Origin of the sequence: Enterobacter asburiae (assembly GCA_011754535.1) — a bacterium.
In the GTDB taxonomy this organism is placed as follows: domain Bacteria; phylum Pseudomonadota; class Gammaproteobacteria; order Enterobacterales; family Enterobacteriaceae; genus Enterobacter; species Enterobacter cloacae_N.
Genome location: JAAQVN010000001.1, coordinates 4,205,343 through 4,227,723 on the forward strand (window position 1 = coordinate 4,205,343; position 22,381 = coordinate 4,227,723).

General features: G+C 56.9%; 18 protein-coding genes and 1 other RNA gene. 10 read left to right on the forward strand and 9 right to left on the reverse strand.

Annotated features, from left to right (window positions below):
* Positions 1-232: 232 nt before the first annotated feature.
* From pflB to garL, 8 genes are all read right to left on the reverse strand, one after another.
* The gene (gene pflB / locus HBM95_19920; protein ID NIH45177.1) at positions 233-2,527 is read right to left on the reverse strand and encodes a formate C-acetyltransferase; all 2,295 of its coding nucleotides are present in this window, start codon (positions 2,525-2,527) and stop codon (positions 233-235) included.
* Between the two features lie 15 nt (positions 2,528-2,542).
* Positions 2,543-3,751 carry a propionate kinase gene (gene tdcD / locus HBM95_19925; protein ID NIH45178.1) on the reverse strand — a complete coding sequence of 403 codons (1,209 nt, stop codon included), beginning with the start codon at positions 3,749-3,751 and terminating at the stop codon, positions 2,543-2,545.
* 30 nt (positions 3,752-3,781) lie between these two features.
* Positions 3,782-5,113 carry a threonine/serine transporter TdcC gene (gene tdcC, locus HBM95_19930; GenBank protein NIH45179.1) on the reverse strand — a complete coding sequence of 444 codons (1,332 nt, stop codon included), beginning with the start codon at positions 5,111-5,113 and terminating at the stop codon, positions 3,782-3,784.
* Between the two features lie 9 nt (positions 5,114-5,122).
* Positions 5,123-6,112 carry a bifunctional threonine ammonia-lyase/L-serine ammonia-lyase TdcB gene (tdcB, locus tag HBM95_19935; protein ID NIH45180.1) on the reverse strand — a complete coding sequence of 330 codons (990 nt, stop codon included), beginning with the start codon at positions 6,110-6,112 and terminating at the stop codon, positions 5,123-5,125.
* A 96-nt stretch (positions 6,113-6,208) separates the two neighbouring features.
* Positions 6,209-7,129, reverse strand: coding sequence for a transcriptional regulator TdcA (tdcA, locus tag HBM95_19940; GenBank protein NIH45181.1), 921 nt, complete (start codon positions 7,127-7,129; stop codon positions 6,209-6,211).
* 685 nt (positions 7,130-7,814) lie between these two features.
* An RNA gene (rnpB, locus tag HBM95_19945) (RNase P RNA component class A) lies at positions 7,815-8,191 on the reverse strand.
* A 59-nt stretch (positions 8,192-8,250) separates the two neighbouring features.
* Positions 8,251-9,141, reverse strand: a complete 891-nt coding sequence (gene garR / locus HBM95_19950; GenBank protein NIH45182.1) for a 2-hydroxy-3-oxopropionate reductase — start codon at positions 9,139-9,141, stop codon at positions 8,251-8,253.
* A gap of 21 nt (positions 9,142-9,162) precedes the next feature.
* On the reverse strand, positions 9,163-9,933 hold the full coding sequence (garL, locus tag HBM95_19955; GenBank protein NIH45183.1) for a 2-dehydro-3-deoxyglucarate aldolase: 771 nt from the start codon (positions 9,931-9,933) through the stop codon (positions 9,163-9,165).
* A gap of 358 nt (positions 9,934-10,291) precedes the next feature.
* Here garL and garD point away from each other — a divergent pair, with 358 nt between their 5' ends.
* The gene (gene garD, locus HBM95_19960) at positions 10,292-11,863 is read left to right on the forward strand and encodes a galactarate dehydratase (protein ID NIH45184.1); all 1,572 of its coding nucleotides are present in this window, start codon (positions 10,292-10,294) and stop codon (positions 11,861-11,863) included.
* 464 nt (positions 11,864-12,327) lie between these two features.
* Here the strand turns inward: garD and HBM95_19965 are convergent, their stop codons facing one another.
* Positions 12,328-13,131 carry a DeoR family transcriptional regulator gene (locus HBM95_19965; GenBank protein ID NIH45185.1) on the reverse strand — a complete coding sequence of 268 codons (804 nt, stop codon included), beginning with the start codon at positions 13,129-13,131 and terminating at the stop codon, positions 12,328-12,330.
* Positions 13,132-13,370: 239 nt separating this feature from the next.
* Here HBM95_19965 and kbaZ point away from each other — a divergent pair, with 239 nt between their 5' ends.
* The 9 genes from kbaZ to malX all read left to right on the forward strand — a co-directional run bounded on the left by kbaZ (position 13,371) and on the right by malX (position 22,379).
* The gene (gene kbaZ, locus HBM95_19970) at positions 13,371-14,678 is read left to right on the forward strand and encodes a tagatose-bisphosphate aldolase subunit KbaZ (GenBank protein ID NIH45186.1); all 1,308 of its coding nucleotides are present in this window, start codon (positions 13,371-13,373) and stop codon (positions 14,676-14,678) included.
* 20 nt (positions 14,679-14,698) lie between these two features.
* Positions 14,699-15,172, forward strand: coding sequence for a PTS N-acetylgalactosamine transporter subunit IIB (agaV, locus tag HBM95_19975; GenBank protein NIH45187.1), 474 nt, complete (start codon positions 14,699-14,701; stop codon positions 15,170-15,172).
* 10 nt (positions 15,173-15,182) lie between these two features.
* The gene (locus tag HBM95_19980; protein ID NIH45188.1) at positions 15,183-15,962 is read left to right on the forward strand and encodes a PTS mannose/fructose/sorbose/N-acetylgalactosamine transporter subunit IIC; all 780 of its coding nucleotides are present in this window, start codon (positions 15,183-15,185) and stop codon (positions 15,960-15,962) included.
* The gene (locus HBM95_19985; GenBank protein NIH45189.1) at positions 15,952-16,830 is read left to right on the forward strand and encodes a PTS mannose/fructose/sorbose transporter family subunit IID; all 879 of its coding nucleotides are present in this window, start codon (positions 15,952-15,954) and stop codon (positions 16,828-16,830) included. Before HBM95_19980 ends, HBM95_19985 begins: the two co-directional genes overlap by 11 nt.
* A 16-nt stretch (positions 16,831-16,846) precedes the next feature.
* The gene (locus tag HBM95_19990; GenBank protein ID NIH45190.1) at positions 16,847-17,281 is read left to right on the forward strand and encodes a PTS sugar transporter subunit IIA; all 435 of its coding nucleotides are present in this window, start codon (positions 16,847-16,849) and stop codon (positions 17,279-17,281) included.
* A complete protein-coding gene (nagA, locus tag HBM95_19995; GenBank protein ID NIH45191.1) occupies positions 17,278-18,411 on the forward strand; it encodes an N-acetylglucosamine-6-phosphate deacetylase in 1,134 nt (377 codons plus the stop codon). The genes HBM95_19990 and nagA overlap by 4 nt, the downstream gene beginning before the upstream one ends.
* Positions 18,412-18,657: 246 nt before the next feature.
* Positions 18,658-19,806, forward strand: a complete 1,149-nt coding sequence (locus HBM95_20000; protein NIH45192.1) for an SIS domain-containing protein — start codon at positions 18,658-18,660, stop codon at positions 19,804-19,806.
* Positions 19,807-19,818: 12 nt separating this feature from the next.
* Positions 19,819-20,691 (forward strand): tagatose-bisphosphate aldolase subunit KbaY, encoded by an 873-nt coding sequence (kbaY, locus tag HBM95_20005; protein ID NIH45193.1) that lies wholly within the window; start codon positions 19,819-19,821, stop codon positions 20,689-20,691.
* A 116-nt stretch (positions 20,692-20,807) separates the two neighbouring features.
* Positions 20,808-22,379 (forward strand): PTS maltose transporter subunit IICB, encoded by a 1,572-nt coding sequence (gene malX / locus HBM95_20010; GenBank protein ID NIH45194.1) that lies wholly within the window; start codon positions 20,808-20,810, stop codon positions 22,377-22,379.
* Positions 22,380-22,381: the final 2 nt, after the last annotated feature.

Here is a 22,381-nt window from a genome sequence, read left to right on the forward strand (position 1 = left end):
AGGTTTCCGATCGCCAGCGATTGCGATTCAGAGAGCAGCAGGTGTTTATATTTGGTGTGAGAAAATCATAGCCGGAGCGAGGGAGAAAAAAGTCACAACTTTAATATGGATTTTCTGACGCTGGAGGAAAAGTTGCTACCTGAGGATTAAAAGAGAAGGGTATTTTCTAAATGTGACGACATTCACGAAATTAAAAGCCTCCCCAAAGGAGGAGGCACAATGGCAATCTGAATTACATAGCCTGCGTAAATGTTCGCGAAATCACATCCTGCTGCTGCTCCCGCGTCAGGGCGTTAAACCGCACCGCATACCCTGAAACGCGGATCGTCAGGTTCGGGTAATTCTCAGGATGGGCAATGGCATCGAGGAGCATTTCCCGGTTCATGACGTTGACGTTCAGATGCTGCCCGCCCTCAATGGACGCTTCGTGATGGAAATACCCGTCCAGCAGCCCTACCAGGTTGGTTTTACGCACCAGCTCATCCTTGCCCAGCGCCTGCGGCACGATGGAGAAGGTGTAGGAGATCCCATCTTTTGCATAGGTGAACGGCAGTTTGGCCACCGACGTTAACGAGGCCACCGCCCCTTTTCTGTCGCGACCGTGCATCGGGTTCGCGCCAGGCGCAAACGGCGTGCCGCCGCGGCGTCCGTCCGGCGTGTTGCCGGTCTTCTGGCCGTAGACCACGTTGGAGGTGATGGTCAGGATCGACTGGGTCGGCACCGCGTTACGGTAGGTTGGCAGCGCCTGAATTTTCTTCATAAAGCGCTCCACCAGGTCGCAGGCGATGCTGTCCACGCAATCGTCGTTGTTGCCATACTGCGGGTAGTCCCCTTCTATCACGAAATCGACCGCCAGACCGGTGTGGTCGCGCACCGGCTTCACCGTGGCGTATTTAATGGCCGAGAGAGAATCCGCCGCCACCGACAGCCCGGCAATGCCGCAGGCCATGGTGCGATAGACGTCCCGGTCGTGCAGCGCCATCAGCGAGGCTTCGTAGCTATACTTGTCGTGCATGTAGTGAATGAGATTCAGGGCGCTGATGTACTGCACCGCCAGCCAGTCCATAAAGTGATCGAGGCTCGCCATCACGGTGTCGTAATCCAGCACGTCGCCCAGCAGCGGCTCGGTTTTCGGGCCGACCTGAATCTTCAGTTTTTCGTCCACTCCGCCGTTGATCGCGTACAGCAGCGTTTTGGCGAGGTTGGCGCGCGCGCCAAAGAACTGCATCTGCTTGCCGATCACCATCGGGCTGACGCAGCAGGCAATGGCGTAGTCGTCGCTGTTGAAGTCCGCACGCATCAGATCGTCGTTCTCGTACTGCAGCGACGAGGTGACGATCGACACCTGCGCGGCGTATTTCTTAAACGCGATCGGCAGCTGTTCTGACCAGAGGATCGTCAGGTTCGGCTCCGGCGCAGGCCCCATGGTGTGGAGCGTGTGCAGGTAGCGGAAGCTGTTTTTGGTCACCAGCGTGCGTCCGTCCAACCCCATGCCGCCGATCACTTCCGTCGCCCAGATCGGATCGCCGGAGAAGAGCGTGTCGAACTCCGGCGTGCGCAGGAAGCGCACCATGCGGATCTTCATGATGAAGTGGTCGATAAGCTCCTGGGCCTGGACTTCATTCAGCCGCCCTGCCTGCATATCGCGTTCGATGTAGATATCGAGGAACGAGGCCGTGCGCCCCAGCGACATCGCCCCACCGTTCTGGGATTTTACTGCGGCAAGGTAGGCAAAATAGACCCACTGCACCGCTTCCTGGGCGTTCATCGCCGGGCGTGAGATATCAAAGCCGTAGTTCGCCGCCATCTGCTCGATCTGCAGCAGCGCGCGCTTGTGCTCCGCCAGCTCTTCACGCAGGCGGATCGTCGCCTCCAGATCTTCACCGCGCTCCAGCCTGCCCTGCAGATCCGTAAACTGCAGCTCACGCTCGCGCACCAGATAAGCGATCCCGTACAGCGCCACGCGGCGATAGTCGCCGATGATGCGTCCGCGCCCGTAGCCGTCCGGCAGACCGGTCAGCACGCCGGATTTACGGCAGCGCATCATCTCCGGCGAGTAGACGTCAAACACGCCCTGGTTGTGGGTTTTGCGCAGGTCGGTAAACAGGTATTCGAACTGTGGATCCATCTCCCGACCGTAGGCTTCGAACGAGCTGCGGATCATATTGATCCCACCGTAAGGGTGCAGCGCACGCTTAAGCGGCTTATCGGTTTGCAGACCGACGATCGTCTCCAGATCCTGGTCGATATAGCCAGGCCCGTGGGCCGTAATGGTGGTGGCAATGTTGGTGTCAAAATCCACCGGGGCATGGGTGGCATTCTCCTGGCGAATGCCGACCATTACCTTCTGCCACAACGCCGTCGTTGCTGGCGTCGCCTGCGCGAGGAAAGCTTCATCACCTTCATAAGGGGTGTAGTTATGCTGAATAAAATCGCGGACGTTAACGGCGTTTTTCCATTCTTCACCGCGAAACCCGGCCCATGCGTCGCTGTAGGGCGCGACGCCCGTATCGATAGTTACTTTCATGTGATTCTCGCTTTATCAGGCGTAAGCCGCGGCCGGAGTAACCTTCCCAAGACGGAGAGCGTCCAGCGCGATCATTTTTTCTTCGTTGGTAGGGACAACCGCGCAGACTACGCGGGAGGTATCGCTGCTGATGATGCGCTCACCCGCGCTGCCCGGCAGGGCGTTTTTGGCGTCGTCGAGGTGGATGCCGAACACTTTCAAATGTTCCGCCACCAGCTCACGGACGAGCGTCGAGTTTTCGCCAATGCCGCCGGTAAAGATCACCCCATCCAGACGGTGCAGCGACGCGGCGTGACCGGCAATATGCCGCGCAATGCGGTGAACAAAGGTGTTTATTGCCAGCTGCGCCCGCTCATTGCCTTCGTGCCAGGCTTTCTCCAGCGCGCGTAGATCAGAGGAGATGCCGGATATCCCCAGCAATCCGGACTCTTTGTTGACCACGCGCTCCAGGTCCTCGAACGACTGCCCGGTCTGCTGGGCAATCCACGCCATCGCGCCGAAGTCCACGTCGCCGCAGCGCGTACCCATCACCAGCCCTTCCAGCGGCGTCATCCCCATAGAAGTGTCAACGCTTTCGCCGTTGCGCACCGCACAGATGGACGCCCCGTTGCCAAGATGGGCGATCACCAGGCCGCTGTCATCGGGGGACAGCCCGAGAAGCGTATGCACCTGCCCGGCCACGTAGCGGTGAGAGGTGCCGTGGAAGCCGTAGCGACGCACGCCCAGCTCTTCAAAATAGCGGTACGGCAATCCGTACAGATACGCCTGCGGCGGCAGCGTCTGGTGGAAGCTGGTGTCAAACACCGCGACCTGCTGCACGCCGGGGAACAGGCGCTCTGCGGCTTCCACGCCGCTCAGGTTGGCGTAGTTATGCAGTGGCGCCAGCGGGGAGACCTGGCGGATCTGCGCGACCACCTCTTCCGTGATCAGGGTCGACTCGCTGAAGAGGTCACCGCCGTGGGCAATGCGGTGGCCAATCAAGGCCACGCTGCTCATCAGGTCGCGTTTCTCCAGCTCCAGGGCGATGGCAGCCAGCGCCCCTTCGTAGTCCTGGTGAGCCAGTCTGGCCGGCTGCCCCCCGTTCACGGAAATAAAGGCCTTCCCGGTGTTGATCCCATCTGCAATGCCCGTCATCAGGGCATCGCAGCTTGCTGCATCCAGCACCGAAAACTTAACAGAGGACGATCCGCAGTTAATAACCAGTACTACCGGAAACTCAATCATCATATGACTCCGCTCTTCCTGAGCTTTGGGTTAGAACAGTTTGTAAACGATATTCAGAATGGTCAGCAGGCCCACAACCGTGACGAAGATGTTCTCGGGTTTGCCCTTATATTTCGCCATGGCTGGCGCTTTGCGGATGGCGTACATCGGCAGCAGGCACAGCAGAGAGGCGATGATTGGCGCCCCCATGGCTTCAATAAGGTCCAGAATGTTCGGGTTGGCGTATGCCACAACCCAGGTGGAGCCCATGATGAAGACCATGCTGATGGTGTTCAGCTTGCCAACAGAGACTTTCTTCTTATCGCCCTTGTAGCCAAACTTGAGGATCAGGCCGTTCAGCCCTTCCAGGGTGCCCAGGTAGTGGCCGAAGAAAGATTTGAAGATCGCGACCAGCGCGATGATGGAGGCACCGTATTCCAGTACCGTCGCGAACGTCGATTTGGTTCCGGACATCGAGGCAAAATGGTTCGCCAGGTAGGAGAGCACCGGAATGTTCTGCGCCTTGGCGTCCGCCATGTTCTGCGGAGAGAGCGTAAACAGGCAGCTAAAGGCGAAGAACATCACCACGGCCACCATCAGCAGGCTGGCGCGACCGATGATTCTGGAACATTTCTGCTCGGTGAACTCTTTACCGAACTCAGGTTCGTACTCTTCGCGCTTTGAGACCACGAACGAGGAGACGATAGGCGAGAAGTTAAAGGAGAAGACCATGATGGAGATACCCAGCCACACCGTGACCAGAATGCCGTCATGACCGGTGAAGGCGATATCGCTCAGGTTGACCTGGTCGATCACCGCCGAGTTCCAGTACGGGATCAGCGACAGGGAAATCAGCACCAGGCTGGCGATAAACGGGAACACCAGGAAGCTCATGACCTTCACCATCAGGTCTTTACCAAACCAGATAACAAAGGCCATCAGCAGCAGCAGGAACAGCGCGACAAAGCCACGGTTCAGCGCGGGCAGCTGGAGCTGGTTTTCCCAGAAGGTCATAAAGGTGTTGGTAATGGTGACGCCGTAAATCCACAGCAGCGGGCAAATGGCGAAGAAGTAGAGGAAAGTGATCACCACCCCGCCGGTCTTCCCAAAGTGCTCTTCCACCGTTTCGGTGATGTTGCCGGAAACGTTGCTGCCGGACAGACACAAACGCGCCAGCGCGCGGTGGCAGTAAAACGCAATCGGGAACGCGAGAACCAGCATCAGCAAAATGGGGATCAATCCACCAAAGCCTGCGCGAATGGGGAAGAACAGCACGCCCGCGCCAATGGCGGTACCAAACAGGCCAAGCGTCCAGGTAGTATCAGACTTACGCCAGGAGGACGTTTTGGACTGGCCAACGATAATGCTTTCTGTGTTGCTCATAGGTCACCTTTATGCGTCAACGAAGCCGGTAATTTGGGAAACGCGGGAGAGATCGATATTGCCGCCGGAAATAATGCAGACGGTTTTACGGCCCTGAATATAGTGGTCAAGCTTGCCGCTTAATAATGCCGCGCAGGCCAGCGCACCGGCGCCTTCCGTCACCACTTTATTTCGCTGAATAAGGGCAATCATGCTGTTGCGAATATCGTCTTCGCTCACCAGTACAATGTCGTCGACCAGTTCACGAACAATTTCGAAGGTTAATTTACCCGGACGAGACACATCGCAGCCGTCAGCTAACGTGCCGGTAACGCGATGGTTGGTTATTTCTCCGGCCTGATACGATGCGGCCATTCCGTGAACGTTTTCAGACTGTACGCCGATAATATTAATGGTCGGGTTGATGGATTTAATCGCCGTGGCAATCCCGGCAATTAATCCGCCGCCGCCGATAGGGACAATCACGTTATCCACGTCGTACAAATCTTCGAGGATTTCCAGGCCGATGGTGCCCTGGCCGGCGATCACTTTCGGATCGTCATAAGGCGGGATAAAAATGCGCCCTTCCATCTCGACGATTTCGCTCACTTTGGCGATGGTGTCGTTGAAGTTTTCGCCGTGCAGCACCACCTCTGCCGAGTAGTCGCGCGTCGCGGCGACTTTGGATTTCGGTGCGCCCATTGGCATCACCACTTTGCCGTCGATACCGAGCATCGCACAGGAGAGCGACACTCCCTGCGCGTGGTTTCCTGCGGAGCAGGCGACGACGCCTTTGCGTTTTTCAGCATCGGTCAGCGAGCTTAATTTATTAAACGCACCGCGAATTTTAAACGAGCCGGTACGCTGCATGTTTTCAAACTTGAGGAATATCTCACCTTTACACCGTTCGCTGAGATAATTTGAGCGCGGCATGCCGGTTTTATAGATTTTTCCTGCCAGTCGCTTTCTGGCATCCTGTATATCTTCAATGGTTACCGGGAGATCGTAAGTAATGTGCATAATGTCCTCGTTATAATAATTCATTGTTTTCAGGCAAAGTCAGGGTATCAGAGCGTTAAATAGCGGCGCCCCGGGTGTTTTAAAGCGTGATTATTTTTATCGTCGTCTTTCTATATTCATCGAAGAATATTGTTTTGCCAGTTCGACTAAAACTGATGCCGATTTTTTAATTCTGTAATTTTTCGACCACACGGCGGCATAGCGCGCCACGGGTAATTCGTCCTCCACCGGCAGGACAATAAACTGGTCCGAACCGAACGGCGCAATCATGTCGCGCGGAATCACCGTCAGATAATCGGCATTCAGGACAAGGTTATAAATGGTGACGACGGAATCGGTCTGGACGATGTTTTCAATGCTGATGTGGTTGTCTTGCAGGGTGGTCAGGAGTTCTTTGTAGTAGCCCATATCGGTTTGCGGCATCACCCACTGCTCGTGCGTGAGCGATGCCAATGTCGTCGGGCCGGTGCACGTTCGTGATTTACTGGCGACCAGCACAAACTCGGACTCGAACAGCGGTTCGACGTGCAGATCCTGCAACAGCATTTCATCGCTCAGCGTGCCGATAGCGAAATCCAGACGACCGTCGCGAATGGCCGGAAGGAAAGAGGAGAGCTGGGCTTCATACATGGATACGCGTGCTTTCGGGAACACTTCCCTGAATTTTTTGATCATCCCGGACAGGAAGGTGAAACCAATCAGCGACGGATAGCCAAAGGAGACGTCCATGACGGTGCTAAAACTGAGGCTGTTAATCTCGCTCACCATGTTTTTCATCTCGCGGGTGATCGACTCAGAGTACGAGAGCAGAACCTGGCCCGCGGCAGTGAGTTTTACGCCGGTGTTTTTACGTACCATCACTTCCACGCCGAAGTAGGACTCAATATCGCTGATGATTTTGCTGACGGCGGGCTGCGTCAGGCCCAGCTGTCTTGCGGCAGAACCTATGGAGCCACTTTTAATGACTTCCTGAAATACCACGAGGTGCTGTGTTTTCGGTAGAATAATAGTGTTCATAATATTCTGCGCTTATTTCCCTATGACGGGGTGGATTCTACTCAATAATGTTTCAAGGGGTATGTGCTGTTACTCACAATTTGCTTTTTCACACTATTCACATGAATAATCAAAACCCTAAAAAGACTTTACTAACAATGAGATGAATGCATCAAGGCAGACCATTACGCTGATATTGATCAACAAAAACAGGAGTAATAAATTTATTTTATGGCAATAACCTTGATAAATTTCCTGCATTAAAAAAATCAATAAAGACGATCTTTCAGGCAATTAAAGGCCAATAAATAACCGTTATTCAGTTGAAACATTCTTTCAAATTATCAAATTCTGCAGAGGCTTTTTGGCCAGCTTTTGATAAAGAGTGGAACAGGTCACACATTCACAGCCTGAATGTTTTTGATTTCAATATATCCATATCAACCAGGAAAACATTCAGGATCATACAGATAACAATCATAACAAATTGACAATACTGTAAATTCACTGTTTTTCAGCGTGAAATTTTGTGATGGCGATCGTCTGCAGATTCAGGATAAACATTGAAGGGATAAAAACAGTGAAATGTGCTTAATGTCGCAAATATGAGAATTGATGTCGTTTGTCCGGTGCCGGTTGCCGCTTCGCTTACCCTGACCTACAACCACATAAAGCAAAAACCCCGCCGAAGCGGGGTTTCCTGAGAAGTTGAAGCTGACCGATAAGCCGGGTTCTGTCGTGGACAGTCATTCATCTAGGCCAGCAATCGCTCACTGGCTCAAGCAGCCTACCCGGGTTCAGTACGGGCCGTACCATGTGAACCCCTATTTGGCCTTGCTCCGGGTGGAGTTTACCGTGCCACGGACTGTTACCAGCCGCGCGGTGCGCTCTTACCGCACCCTTTCACCCTTACCTGATCCCGCTTGCGCGGGCCATCGGCGGTTTGCTCTCTGTTGCACTGGTCGTGGGTTTCCCCCCCAGGCGTTACCTGGCACCCTGCCCTGTGGAGCCCGGACTTTCCTCCCCTCCGCCCGTCTCCCCCGAAAAGGACGACGACGAAGCGGCGACTGTCTGGTCAGCTTCGGCGCGCAGTATAGAGGGTTTGCGCGCCGCTGTCACCCTCAGGTGCGGGTAAGATGCTATTAACGCGCCACTTCCACCTTCGCCAGTTTTTCGTAGTAGCACGCAATCGCGCTGTGATCGGCCGTGCCCAGGCCATCGGCACGCAGCGCCTGCATCATCTCCATGACCGCAGCGGTCAGCGGCAGCTGCGCACCCACGCCGTGAGAGGTGTCCAGGGCGTTCGCCAGATCTTTAATGTGCAGGTCGATGCGGAATCCCGGCTTGAAGTTACGGTCCATCACCATCGGCGCTTTGGCATCCAGCACGGTACTGCCCGCCAGGCCGCCGCGAATAGCCTGATAGACCAGATCCGGATTGACGCCCGCTTTGGTTGCCAGCGTCAGCGCTTCAGACATGGCGGCAATATTCAGCGCCACAATCACCTGGTTCGCCAGCTTGGTGACGTTGCCCGCACCAATATCTCCGGTATGCACCACGGATCCCGCCATCGCTTTCATCAGGTCATAGTATTTGTCGAACACGGCTTTATCGCCGCCCACCATCACCGAAAGGGTGCCGTCGATGGCTTTTGGCTCGCCGCCGCTGACGGGCGCATCCAGCATGTCGACGCCCTTCGCTTTTAACGCCTCGCTGATTTCACGGCTGGCAAGCGGGGCGATAGAGCTCATATCAATCAGCACCAGGCCGGGCTTCGCCCCCTCGATGATGCCGTTCTCCCCCAGCGCAACCTCTTTGACGTGCGGGGAGTTTGGCAGCATGGTGATGATGACATCGCACTGCTCGGCAATGGCTTTAGCGGTGGTGGCCGTTTCCGCACCCGCCGCCATCACCTCCGCCACAGACTGCGAATTATGATCGGATACCACCAGTGAGTAACCCGCTTTGATGAGGTTCTTACTCATTGGTTTACCCATGATCCCAAGACCAATAAAACCCACTTTCAGCGTCATAATCTGCTTCCTCAATGATGGTTATTTTTTAAAAGCGTCCGCTAATTTCTGCGTCGCTGAGCGGAACACGCCGAGGTCGCTGCCGACGGCTACAAAGGTGGCCCCCCACTCCAGGTAGCGACGGGCATCGGCCTCAACCGGCGCCAGAATGCCGCACGGTTTACCGTGCGCTTTGGCGCGGGCAAAGATGTGCTGGATCGCGCGCTGCACGTCAGGATGGCTGGCGTTACCCAGATGACCAAAGGCGGCAGCCAGATCGCTTGGGCCGACAAAGATACCGTCCACGCCGTTTGTGGCTGCAATCGCGTCGAGATTATCAACGCCCTGCTGGCTCTCGATCTGAACCAGAATGGTGATGTTGTTATTGGACTGAGCGAAGTAGTCCTTAACGGTGCCAAACATGTTGGCGCGGTGCGAAACGGAGACGCCGCGGATCCCTTCCGGCGGATAGCGCGTTGAGGCCACGGCCAGCGCCGCCTGTTCTTCGGTTTCCACAAACGGGATCAGGAAATTGTAGAAACCGATATCCAGCAGACGCTTGATAATCACCGGATCGTTAGTGGGCACACGCACTACCGGGGCGCTGGGGCTGCCTTTCAGCGCCATCAGCTGCGGAATAAAGGTGCTGATATCGTTCGGCGCATGTTCGCCGTCCAGCACCAGCCAGTCGAACCCGGCCAGGCCCAGCACTTCGGTGCTGATAGGGTTTGCCAGCGCGGACCAGCAGCCAATCTGAATCTGGTGCGCCGCTAGAGCCGCTTTAAACGTATTCGGGAAGATATCGTTATTCATCTCATATACCTTTTTAATTCCGCAGTTTTAGCCCGTATTATTCATTTCGAAACAGATTCTTTTTATATTTATTTCTCTGACTGAATGTTGGCGCAATAAAATCGTCATTCAGTATAATCGGCTCTGTGTGACATCACATTGTCTTAATGCTCAAGTATCACGCCGCATCTCAACGCTATTTTGAGCATACGCACAAAGCAGTGGGCGCTAATGCACAGAATCAAGGATTAGTCCGCCTGAAACGATCGCGATCACATTTTCACTTTTCCCGTCCTGACATGCTTTATTTCTTCGATAAGAAAACGATTATCCAGGAGCTATATTTCATAGCTGAAACTTTGCCGGAGAAAAGTGAATAATGGCCGATATTGCAATTAGAGAGGCATCGCCGACGGCGTTTTATATTAAGGTTCACGATACGGATAACGTGGCGATTATTGTCAACGACAGTGGCTTAAAAGCAGGCACCCGCTTCCCGGACGGGCTTGAGCTGATTGAGCACATTCCGCAGGGACACAAGGTCGCGCTGGTCGATATTCCTGCCCACGGTGCAATCGTCCGTTACGGTGAAGTCATAGGCTATGCGGTACGCGCTATCCCGCAGGGTAGCTGGATTGAGGAATCGCTGGTTGAACTGCCCAAAGCACCGCCGCTGAATACCTTGCCGCTGGCTACCCGCGTTCCTGAACCGCTTCCTCCGCTGGAGGGGTATACCTTCGAAGGCTACCGCAACGCGGACGGCAGCGTGGGAACCAAAAACCTGCTCGGCATTACCACCAGCGTGCACTGCGTGGCGGGCGTGGTGGATTACGTAGTGAAAATCATTGAGCGCGATCTGCTGCCGAAGTACCCGAACGTCGACGGCGTGGTGGGTCTTAACCACCTGTACGGCTGCGGTGTGGCGATCAACGCGCCAGCGGCGGTCGTGCCGATCCGTACCATTCACAATATCGCCCTTAACCCGAACTTTGGCGGCGAGGTGATGGTGATTGGTCTCGGGTGTGAAAAATTGCAGCCAGAGCGCCTGCTGCAGGGCACCGAAGATGTCAAAGCCATCCCGGCTGACGAGGCCAGCATCGTGCGCCTGCAGGACGAACGCCACGTTGGCTTCCGTTCGATGGTCGACGATATTCTTCAGGTGGCGGAGCGTCATCTGGACAAACTCAACCGCCGCCAGCGCGAAACGTGCCCGGCATCGGAACTGGTGGTGGGCACTCAGTGTGGCGGCAGCGATGCCTTCTCTGGCGTGACGGCTAACCCGGCGGTGGGCTATGCGTCCGATCTGCTGGTGCGCTGCGGCGCCACGGTGATGTTCTCCGAAGTCACCGAAGTGCGTGACGCCATCCATCTCCTTACGCCGCGCGCCGTTAATGAAGAGGTGGGGAAACGCCTGCTCGAGGAGATGGCCTGGTACGATAGCTATCTCGATATGGGCAAAACCGACCGCAGCGCCAACCCCTCTCCGGGCAACAAGAAAGGCGGTCTGGCAAACGTGGTGGAAAAAGCCCTCGGTTCGATAGCTAAATCCGGCCAGAGCGCGATTGTGGAAGTGCTCTCTCCGGGCCAGCGGCCAACCAGGCGCGGTCTGATCTATGCGGCTACGCCTGCCAGCGATTTTGTTTGCGGCACCCAGCAGGTGGCGTCCGGCATTACGGTACAGGTCTTTACCACCGGGCGCGGCACGCCGTACGGCCTGATGGCGGTCCCGGTGATCAAGATGGCGACCCGCACCGAGCTGGCAAACCGCTGGTATGACTTAATGGATATCAACGCGGGCACCATTGCCACCGGGGAAGAGAGTATTGAAGACGTGGGCTGGAAACTGTTCCATTTTATTCTGGACGTGGCAAGCGGGCGGAAGAAAACGTTCTCGGATCAATGGGGATTACACAATCAGCTGGCGGTGTTCAACCCGGCACCGGTGACGTGATTCATATTCCCAACTGCACCGAACGGTCCTCTCTCCCTGTGAGAGAGGGATCCCCAGAAATTTCTCAACCCGGAGCGATCAATGTTGCTTCAGGAAAATGAATGACTTGCAGCGACGCCCTGGTCCGGCTGTAAATCGCTGAGGCGTTTGCCTTCCGGCCGGGGCGAGGCGCAGGGATGCGCCGAGAGGGCGGGCTTTACAGGGACGTTGCCTCCGCCCGTACCCGACAAGCCGGAAGGAATAAGCCGGGAGCCCGGGTTGCCAGGGTGGTGGCGACTGAGCCACTCTGGCACGTTCACCGATCATGTCGTAACAGAGTAGCAAGGAACATAAAGTGAACGGAATGACCACCACAGCCGTATGTTCCCCCTCACCCCAGCCCTCTCCCTCAGGGAGAGGGGGTCGTCCGTGCTGGCATTATTTTGGGGGGAACCCTCAGCCCACAGGAAGAGGGGAAAAGCCCCTTAAACCAACACCACATCAATCCCGCTTTTCCGCAGCCCGTCCAGGCTCTCCGCCGGAATGCCTTCATCGACAATAATCATATCAATCCTTTGCGTATCAATGATTTTATGCAGGCTTGAGCGGTTAAACTTGCTGGAGTCCGTCACCACGATAATACGCTCCGCCACCTCGCACATTTTGCGGTTCAAACGTGCTTCATCCTCGTTGTGCGTGCTCACGCCGCGATCGAGATCGATGGCGTCAACGCCCAGGAACAGCAGGTCAAAATGGTAATTCTGTAGCGACTGTTCTGCCTGGTCACCGTAGAAAGATTGCGACTGACGGCGCAGATGCCCGCCGGTCATCAACAGTTCCACCCCTTCCGCTTCCAGCAACGCATTCGCCACGTTCATCCCGTTGGTCATCGCAATGACGTCCGTGTGCTGGCGCAGCATGCGGGCGATTTCAAACGTCGTGGTGCCGGAGTCCAGAATAATACGGTGCCCGGGTTTGACCAGCGCGGCAGCGGCCTGCGCGATGCTGCGCTTCACCGCCGTATTCAGCGAGCTTTTATCCTCCACGGAAGGCTCAGCGCCCGGCATGTTGCCTTCGCAAATCAATGCCCCTCCGTAAGCGCGAACGGCAATGCCCTGCTTCTCCAGGAACGCCAGGTCGTTGCGGATCGTCACCGTCGATACGCCGTACAGATGAGACAGGTCGTTAACCTGCACGCTTCCCTGCGCCCGCAACCGCTGAATGATCTGCTCTCGCCTTTCACTGGTCCCGGTGATGCGCTTTTCTGCGGATGAATCGGTGCTGCTCATACGAGCTCCTTAATAAATAAACTTTCGTTTCATTTCGTTTTGTCTATTAAGGCCTTTCTTTTTCGGGAATGCAAGTCCCGCCTTACGTCCAGACGCAAGCCTACACTGCGCTGAAACCTTTCATTATGTTTCTTTTGTGAAACAGATCGGAAAACTATTATCTTTCGTTTTATTTTTATATCACCATGATGCAGGATTAAATGAAACAAAACGAAAGACAAGTGTCATTGCCATCCGAAATGGAGAGGAAAGTGAAACATCTGACAGAAATGGTGGAACAACATAAACGAGGGAATTCAAACGGGATCTATGCCGTCTGTTCCGCACATCCGCTGGTACTTGAAGCTGCCATTCGTTACGCGCATTCGCATCAGTCGCCGCTGCTGATCGAGGCCACCTCCAACCAGGTGGATCAGTTTGGCGGCTATACCGGCATGACGCCTGCGGATTTTCACGGATTTGTCTGCAAGCTTGCCGAGTCGCTCGGCTTCCCGACGTCACAGCTGATCCTCGGCGGCGATCATTTAGGCCCCAACCGCTGGCAAAATCTCCCTGCGGAACAGGCGATGGCCAACGCCGACGATCTGATCAAAAGCTATGTTTCTGCCGGATTCAAAAAGATCCACCTCGACTGCAGCATGTCCTGTGAGGACGATCCGGTTCCCCTGACCGACGCGATCGTCGCCGGACGCGCCGCACGCCTGGCGAAAATTGCCGAAGCGACCTGTCGCGAGCAGTTTGGTGAATCCGATCTGGTCTACGTTATCGGCACGGAAGTGCCGGTTCCCGGTGGCGCGCACGAGACGCTCACCGAACTTGCCGTCACCACGCCGGACGCGGCACGCGCCACGCTTGAAGCGCACCGCCACGCGTTCGAAAAGGAAGGTTTGAGCGACATCTGGCCGCGCATTATTGGCCTGGTGGTCCAGCCTGGCGTGGAGTTCGACCACGCGCACGTCTGCGACTATCAGCCACAGAAAGCCGTTGCCCTGAGCAAAATGGTTGAAGCCTACGATACGCTGGTGTTTGAAGCGCACTCCACCGACTACCAGACGCCGCAGGCGCTGCGTCAGCTGGTCAACGATCACTTTGCGATTCTGAAAGTTGGCCCCGCCCTGACCTTCGCCCTGCGCGAAGCGCTGTTCTCGCTGGCCGCCATTGAAGAGGAGCTGCTGCCGGCAAAAGCCAGCTCCGGCCTGCGTCACGTGCTGGAAAACGTCATGCTCGATCGCCCGGAATACTGGCAAAGCCATTACCACGGTGACGGCAACGCGCGTCGCCTGGCGCGCGGCTACAGCTACTCTGACCGCGTGCGCTACTACTGGCCGGACAGCCAGATTGACGACGCTTTTGAACGGCTGGTGCGTAACCTGGCAGACGAGCCTATTCCTCTGCCGCTGATCAGCCAGTACCTGCCGTTGCAGTACGGCAAAGTTCGCGAGGGCGCTCTCAAGTCAACGCCACGGGAACTCATCATCGACCACATTCAGGACATACTCCAGCAGTACCACGCCGCCTGCGAAGGCGTAACGACTCAAAACGCATAATTAAAAAAGAGGAAAACGCTATGCCAAACATTGTTTTATGCCGCATCGACGAACGCCTGATCCACGGTCAGGTGGGCGTGCAGTGGGTGGGGTTTGCGGGGGCAAACCTGGTGCTGGTCGCTAACGACGAGGTCGCTGAGGATCCGGTTCAACAGAACCTGATGGAAATGGTGCTCGCGGAAGGGATCGCCGTGCGCTTCTGGTCGCTGCAAAAAGTGATCGACAACATTCACCGCGCCGCTGACCGCCAGAAAATCCTGCTGGTCTGCAAATCACCCGCCGATTTTCTGAAGCTGGTTGAGGGCGGCGTGCCCATCACCCGTATTAACGTCGGAAACATGCACTACGCCAGTGGCAAACAACAAATTGCCAAAACGGTCTCTGTCGACGCGAACGATATCGCCGCGTTCAACGGCCTGAAAGCGGCCGGTGTGGAATGCTTCGTTCAGGGCGTTCCAACAGAAACTGCTTTGGATCTCTTTAAACTGCTCTGAGGGATTCACAATGGAAATCAGTCTGTTGCAGGCGCTGGGGTTAGGCATACTCGCCTTTATCGCCGGTCTGGATATGTTTAACGGGTTAACGCACATGCACCGCCCGGTGGTACTCGGGCCGCTGGTCGGCCTGATTCTGGGCGATCTGCACACCGGCATTTTGACCGGCGGGACGTTAGAGCTGGTCTGGATGGGGCTGGCCCCGCTCGCCGGTGCCCAGCCGCCTAACGTCATTATCGGCACCATCGTGGGTACCGCATTTGCCATCAGCACCGGCGTGAAGCCAGAAGTTGCGGTTGGCGTCGCCGTGCCGTTTGCCGTGGCGGTTCAGATGGGGATTACGTTCCTCTTCTCGGTGATGTCCGGCGTCATGTCGCGCTGCGATCGCATGGCGGCCAATGCAGATACTCACGGTATTGAACGGGTTAACTATATTGCGCTACTGGCGCTCGGCATCTTCTATTTTCTGTGCGCGTTCCTGCCGATCTACTTCGGTGCGGAACATGCGAAAACCGCCATTGACGTTCTGCCAGCGCGTCTGATTGACGGCCTCGGCGTCGCGGGCGGCATCATGCCAGCCATCGGCTTCGCCGTGCTGCTGAAGATCATGATGAAAAACGTCTACATCCCTTACTTCATTATCGGCTTTGTCGCCGCCGCCTGGCTCAAGCTTCCGGTGCTGGCGATTGCGGCGGCCGCGCTGGCCATGGCGCTGATCGACCTGATGCGTAAATCACCTGAACCGACGGCTCCCGCTGCTCAGAAAGAGGAATTCGAAGATGGCATCTAACCAAACCACCCTGCCGGGCGTATCTGAAAGCGAAGAGACGCTGCTGACCGGCGTGAATGAAAACGTCTACGAAGACCAAAACATCGGTGCCGAGCTGACGAAAAAGGATATTAACCGCGTGGCCTGGCGTTCCATGCTGCTGCAGGCCTCGTTTAACTACGAACGTATGCAGGCCTCCGGCTGGCTGTACGGGTTGCTGCCCGCGTTGAAAAAGATCCACACCAACAAGCGGGACCTGGCGCGGGCGATGAAAGGCCATATGGGGTTCTTTAACACCCACCCGTTCCTGGTGACCTTTGTTATCGGCATCATTCTGGCGATGGAGCGGTCCAAGCAGGATGTAAACAGCATCCAGAGCACCAAAATTGCCGTCGGCGCGCCGCTTGGCGGTATTGGCGACGCCATGTTCTGGCTGACCCTGCTGCCCATCTGCGGCGGTATTGGTGCCAGCCTGGCGCTGCAAGGATCGATTCTGGGCGCGGTGGTCTTTATCGTGCTGTTTAACGTGGTACACCTCGGCCTGCGTTTTGGCCTGGCGCACTACGCTTACCGGATGGGTGTCGCGGCCATTCCGCTGATTAAAGCCAACACCAAAAAGGTTGGCCACGCGGCGTCTATCGTGGGGATGACGGTGATCGGCGCGCTGGTGGCAACCTACGTCCGCCTCAATACCACGCTCGAAATCAAGGCGGGTGATGCGGTCGTCAAACTGCAGGCCGACGTCATCGACAAACTGATGCCCGCGTTCCTGCCGCTTGTCTACACCCTGACGATGTTCTGGCTGGTACGCCGCGGCTGGAGCCCGCTGCGGCTAATCGGTATCACCGTGCTGCTGGGCGTTGTCGGTAAATTCTGTCACTTCCTGTAAAAGCAAAGAGGTTGCGATGTTAGGCATTATTTTGACGGGTCACGGCGGGTTTGCCAGCGGGCTTGAGCAGGCGATGAAGCAGATCCTCGGCGAGCAGCCGCAGTTTATCGCCATCGATTTTCCGGAAACCTCCACCACCGCGCGGCTGACCGCTCAGCTTGAGCAGGCGGTGAGCGAACTCGATGCGCAGCACGATATTGTGTTTCTCACCGACCTGCTCGGCGGCACGCCGTTCCGCGTGGCGTCAACGCTCGCGATGCAAAGGCCGGGCAGCGAAGTGATCACCGGCACCAACCTGCAGCTGCTGCTGGAGATGGTGCTGGAGCGCGACGGATTAAGCAGCGAAGCGTTTCGTCTGCAGGCGCTGGAGTGCGGACACCGAGGCCTGACGAGCCTGGTGGACGAGCTGGGGCGCTGTCGCGAGGAAGCCCCTGCCGAGGAAGGGATATGAGCCAGCTGCTGCGCGCGCGACGGATCCTTACCGAACGGGGGTGGCTGAACGACCACCAGCTACGCATTGAAAGCGGCGCGGTTGCGGCGATTGAACCCATTCCGGCGGGCGTTACGACGCGTGATGCGGATCTGCTTTGCCCGGCCTATATCGATACGCACGTCCACGGCGGCGCGGGCGTGGACGTCATGGATGATGCGCCGGACGTGCTGGACATCCTGGCAATGCATAAAGCGCGTGAAGGCGTGGGCGCATTTCTGCCCACCACCGTGACCGCACCGCTGGAGAGTATCCACGCCGCGCTGATGCGGATTGCCCGGCGCACTCGGTCCGGCGGCCCCGGCGCGCAGATCCTGGGCAGCTATCTGGAAGGACCGTACTTTACGCCGCAGAACAAAGGGGCGCATCCGCCGGAGCTGTTCCGGGAGCTGGATATCGCCGAGCTGGACAGGCTGGCTGACGTTTCACAGGGCACGCTACGGGTGGTGGCGCTCGCGCCAGAAAAGCCCGGCGCGCTGCAGGCGATTCGCCATCTTAAACAGCGCGGTATACGCGTGATGCTGGGCCACGGCGCTGCCACGTACCGGCAAACTCTCGCCGCGTTTGATGCGGGTGCCGACGGGCTGGTTCACTGCTACAACGGCATGACGGGGCTGCACCACAGAGAGCCCGGCATGGTCGGCGCAGGGCTTACGGACAAACGGGCGTGGCTGGAGCTGATTGCCGACGGACACCACGTCCATCCGGGAGCGATACGCTTATGCTGCTGCTGCGCGCAGGATCGCGTGGTGCTGATTACCGATGCCATGCAGGCGGCAGGTATGCCGGACGGACGGTACTCGCTCTGTGGTGAAGAGGTCTCGATGCGAAACGGCGTGGTTCGAACAGGCTCCGGCGGGCTGGCGGGCAGCACGCTGTCGCTGGATGCCGCGGTCAGGAATATGGTGGAGTATGCGGGCGTAACCACCGAAGACGCTATCCATATGGCCTCGCTGCACCCTGCCCGACTGCTGGGCGTTGACGGTCAGCTCGGATCCTTAGCCCAGGGTAAACGCGCCAATATCATTGCGCTGGACGGGGGTTTACACCTCCAGCAGATCTGGATTCAGGGCCAGGCTCTCCCCCTTTAGCCCTTTTATTTTGTCTCCTGTTGGCCTTACGGCACCCGATCGTAAGGCCTTTCTTTTCCTTTCCTTAACTCTTCCCTTTCCTTTCACGATCACACTTTTCGTTTTATTTCTTTTCTTTCATTGAAGTTTCGATTTCTTTTCTATAGATTTTATTTAACTGCTTAAGTGAACAAGTGAAACGAAACGAAAGATAGCGACACGATTGCCAGCGTCTGATGTGGAATTCACACGACTAAGGACTGAGTTATGCCACAAACCACTACCGCCGCGACAACCGGCACCTGGACCGAGGAAGAGATCCGCCAGCAGCCTGCCAGCTGGATCCGCTCGCTCAACAACATCGATAACCTGCGTGCTTCGATCGACAGTTTCCTGACGCCGCTGCTGCGCAAGGACGACCTGCGGATCGTCCTGACCGGCGCGGGCACGTCCGCCTTTATCGGCGATATCGTTTCTCCCTGGCTCGCGAGCTACACCGGGAAAAACTTCACTGCCGTCCCGACAACCGATCTGGTCACAAACCCGATGGACTACTTCAGCCCTGGGCATCCGCTGCTGCTGATTTCGTTTGCCCGCTCCGGCAACAGCCCGGAAAGCGTCGCGGCCGTCGAGCTGGCAAACCAGTTCGTGCCGGAGTGCTACCACCTGTCCATCACCTGCAACGAGGCGGGGAGCCTGTACCAGAACGCCGTCGACAGCGATAACGCCTATGCCCTGCTGATGCCAGCCGAAACGCACGATCGCGGGTTCGCGATGACCAGCAGCATCACCACCATGATGGCGAGCTGTCTGGCGGTGTTTGCTCCGCAAAGGATCAATAGCCACACCTTCCGCGACGTGGCCGATCGCTGTCAGGCGATCCTCACTACGCTCGGCGATTTCAGCCACGGCGTCTTTGGCAATGAACCGTGGAAACGCGTCGTCTATCTGGGAAGCGGCGGCCTGCAGGGCGCGGCGCGCGAATCGGCGCTGAAGGTGCTGGAGCTGACGGCGGGCAAGCTGGCGGCGTTTTACGACTCCCCGACGGGCTTCCGTCACGGGCCGAAGTCTCTGGTCGATAGCGAAACGCTGGTGGTGGTGTTTATCTCCAGCCATCCGTATACGCGTCAGTACGATCTGGATCTGCTGGCCGAGCTGCGCCGCGATCGCCAGGCCCTGCGCGTCGTCGCCATCGCCGCTGAAAACGATCCGGTCATTGAAGCGGGTCCGCACATTCTGCTGCCACCTTCACGTCCGTTTATCGATATGGAACAGGCGTTCTGCTTCCTGATGTATGCCCAGGTCTTTGCGCTCACCCAGTCGCTCAGCGTAGGCAATACGCCCGATACGCCATCCGCCAGCGGGACGGTCAACCGCGTAGTGCAGGGCGTTGTTATTCACCCGTGGCAGGCTTAAGAGGATCGGATCATGAGTATTATTTCTACCAAATATCTTCTGCAGGACGCGCAGGCAAAAGGCTACGCCGTGCCGGCGTTCAACATCCACAACGCGGAGACGATCCAGGCGATCCTTGAAGCGTGCAGCGAAATGCGATCGCCGGTGATCCTCGCGGGCACGCCGGGCACCTTTAAGCATATTGCGCTGGAAGAGATCTACGCCCTGTGCAGCGCGTACTCCCACACCTACGACATGCCGCTGGCGCTGCACCTCGATCACCACGAATCGCTGGATGATATACGCCGCAAGGTCAACGCGGGCGTGCGCAGCGCGATGATCGACGGCAGCCACTATCCGTTTGAACAAAACGTGAAGCTGGTGAAGTCGGTGGTCGATTTCTGCCACCTCAACGACTGCAGCGTCGAAGCCGAGCTGGGCCGCCTGGGCGGCGTGGAAGATGACATGAGCGTGGACGCCGAAAGCGCGTTCCTCACCGATCCGCAGGAGGCGAAACGCTTCGTCGAACTGACCGGCGTCGATAGCCTTGCCGTCGCCATCGGCACCGCACACGGCCTGTATACCAAACGTCCGAAAATCGACTTCCAGCGGCTGGCGGAAATTCGTGAAGTGGTCACCGTGCCGCTGGTGCTGCACGGCGCGAGCGATGTGCCGGATGAGTTTGTTCGCCGCACCATCGAGCTGGGCGTGTGCAAAGTCAACGTGGCCACCGAGCTGAAAATTGCCTTCTCTGACGCGGTTAAAGCCTGGTTTGCCGAAAACCCGCAGGGGAACGATCCGCGCTTCTACATGCGGGTAGGCATGGACGCCATGAAAGAGGTGGTCAGAAGCAAGATCGCCGTTTGCGGCTCGGCAAACCGGCTCCTGCTTCCTGCCGAAGCCTGATCCCATCGCGCATTACGTCAATACCTAAAAAATAACTATAAGCCTCGCAAATATGAAGGCGCGTCCTTAAGCCAGACAGCGCCTTCCATTATCCTAAAAATCCGAGGAGTCCCTACATGACACAGGAAAAGTCGTTTAAATCGAAAGCGTGGGAATTTTTCCAAAGCCTGGGAAAGACGTTTATGTTCCCGGTCTCTCTGCTGGCCTTTATGGGGTTGCTGCTGGGTATCGGTAGCTCCGTCACCAGCCCTTCCACTATTAAAAGCTTTCCCTTTCTGGGCGGTGAGTTAACGCAGCTGACCTTTGGCTTTATCGCCATGGTGGGCGGGTTCGCCTTTACCTATCTGCCGCTGATGTTTGCCATGGCTATCCCGATGGGCCTCGCCAAACGCAACAAGGCCGTGGGCGCCTTTGCCGGGTTCGTTGGCTATATGCTGATGAACATGAGCATCAACTACTACCTGACCGCCACCCACCAGCTTGCCGACGCCGCCACCATGAGGCAGGTTGGGCAATCGATCGTACTGGGGATCCAGACCCTGGAGATGGGCGTGCTGGGCGGCATCGTGGTCGGGGTAATCACTTACTTCCTGCACGAACGTTTTCAGGACACCGTGTTACACGATGCCTTTGCCTTTTTCAGCGGCATTCGTTTCGTGCCGATTATCACCGCCCTTACGCTGTCGCTGGTCGGGCTGTTTATCCCGCTGTTGTGGGAATACGTGGCGCTGGGGATTGCCGGAATTGGCCATATCATTCAGAGCACCAGCGTTTTCGGACCGTTCCTGTACGGCGTAGGCGTGCTGCTGCTTAAACCCTTTGGTCTGCACCATATCCTGCTGGCGATGGTACGCTTCACGCCGGCAGGCGGCATTGAGATGGTCAACGGCCATGAAGTGGCCGGCGCGCTGAATATCTTCTACGCCGAGCTGAAAGCCGGACTGCCGTTTAGCCCGCACGTTACCGCGTTTCTGTCACAAGGCTTTATGCCGACCTTTATCTTTGGCCTGCCTGCCGTGGCGTACGCCATCTACCGCACCGCGCGTCCGGAAAACCGCCCGGTAATTAAGGGGCTGCTGCTTTCCGGCGTGCTGGTTTCCGTCGTCACCGGTATTTCAGAACCGATTGAGTTTCTGTTCCTGTTTATCGCCCCCGCGCTTTACGCCTTCCATATCGTAATGTCGGGCCTGGCGCTGATGGTGATGGCCCTGCTGGGGGTCACCATCGGCAACACCGACGGCGGGGTTTTGGATCTGCTGATCTTCGGTGTAATGCAGGGAATGTCGACCAAATGGTATCTGCTGTTCCCGGTCGGTATCGCCTGGTTTGCCATCTACTTCTTCGTCTTCCGCTGGTACATCCTCAAACACGATATCAAGACGCCGGGCCGTGAGGTGGACGCGCAGGGTGCGCAGCAGGCCGTCGAAGCCAACACCCGCGCGCGTGGAAAATCGAAATACGATCACGGGCTTATCCTGCGCGCGCTCGGTGGCAAAGAGAACATCGAGTCGCTCGACAACTGCATCACCCGCTTGCGTCTGGTCGTGAAGGAGATGGGGCTTATCGATCAGCAGGCGCTGAAAGCGGCTGGCGCCCTGTCGGTGGTGGTGCTGGATGCTCACAGCGTTCAGGTGATCATCGGCCCGCAGGTGCAGAGCGTCAAAACCGGCATTGAAGCCTTAATCTAACA

What these genes read in the sequence shown, in the direction of transcription:
- garD (NIH45184.1), top strand. Translation starts at nt 10,292, where the DNA reads ATGGCCGATATTGCAATTAGAGAGGCATCGCCGACGGCGTTTTATATT.
- tdcA (NIH45181.1), bottom strand. Translation starts at nt 7,129, where the DNA reads ATGAACACTATTATTCTACCGAAAACACAGCACCTCGTGGTATTTCAG.
- kbaZ (NIH45186.1), top strand. Translation starts at nt 13,371, where the DNA reads ATGGAGAGGAAAGTGAAACATCTGACAGAAATGGTGGAACAACATAAA.
- tdcD (NIH45178.1), bottom strand. Translation starts at nt 3,751, where the DNA reads ATGATTGAGTTTCCGGTAGTACTGGTTATTAACTGCGGATCGTCCTCT.
- pflB (NIH45177.1), bottom strand. Translation starts at nt 2,527, where the DNA reads ATGAAAGTAACTATCGATACGGGCGTCGCGCCCTACAGCGACGCATGG.
- HBM95_19990 (NIH45190.1), top strand. Translation starts at nt 16,847, where the DNA reads ATGTTAGGCATTATTTTGACGGGTCACGGCGGGTTTGCCAGCGGGCTT.
- kbaY (NIH45193.1), top strand. Translation starts at nt 19,819, where the DNA reads ATGAGTATTATTTCTACCAAATATCTTCTGCAGGACGCGCAGGCAAAA.
- nagA (NIH45191.1), top strand. Translation starts at nt 17,278, where the DNA reads ATGAGCCAGCTGCTGCGCGCGCGACGGATCCTTACCGAACGGGGGTGG.
- HBM95_19980 (NIH45188.1), top strand. Translation starts at nt 15,183, where the DNA reads ATGGAAATCAGTCTGTTGCAGGCGCTGGGGTTAGGCATACTCGCCTTT.
- HBM95_20000 (NIH45192.1), top strand. Translation starts at nt 18,658, where the DNA reads ATGCCACAAACCACTACCGCCGCGACAACCGGCACCTGGACCGAGGAA.
- HBM95_19985 (NIH45189.1), top strand. Translation starts at nt 15,952, where the DNA reads ATGGCATCTAACCAAACCACCCTGCCGGGCGTATCTGAAAGCGAAGAG.
- agaV (NIH45187.1), top strand. Translation starts at nt 14,699, where the DNA reads ATGCCAAACATTGTTTTATGCCGCATCGACGAACGCCTGATCCACGGT.
- tdcB (NIH45180.1), bottom strand. Translation starts at nt 6,112, where the DNA reads ATGCACATTACTTACGATCTCCCGGTAACCATTGAAGATATACAGGAT.
- garL (NIH45183.1), bottom strand. Translation starts at nt 9,933, where the DNA reads ATGAATAACGATATCTTCCCGAATACGTTTAAAGCGGCTCTAGCGGCG.
- garR (NIH45182.1), bottom strand. Translation starts at nt 9,141, where the DNA reads ATGACGCTGAAAGTGGGTTTTATTGGTCTTGGGATCATGGGTAAACCA.
- malX (NIH45194.1), top strand. Translation starts at nt 20,808, where the DNA reads ATGACACAGGAAAAGTCGTTTAAATCGAAAGCGTGGGAATTTTTCCAA.
- HBM95_19965 (NIH45185.1), bottom strand. Translation starts at nt 13,131, where the DNA reads ATGAGCAGCACCGATTCATCCGCAGAAAAGCGCATCACCGGGACCAGT.
- tdcC (NIH45179.1), bottom strand. Translation starts at nt 5,113, where the DNA reads ATGAGCAACACAGAAAGCATTATCGTTGGCCAGTCCAAAACGTCCTCC.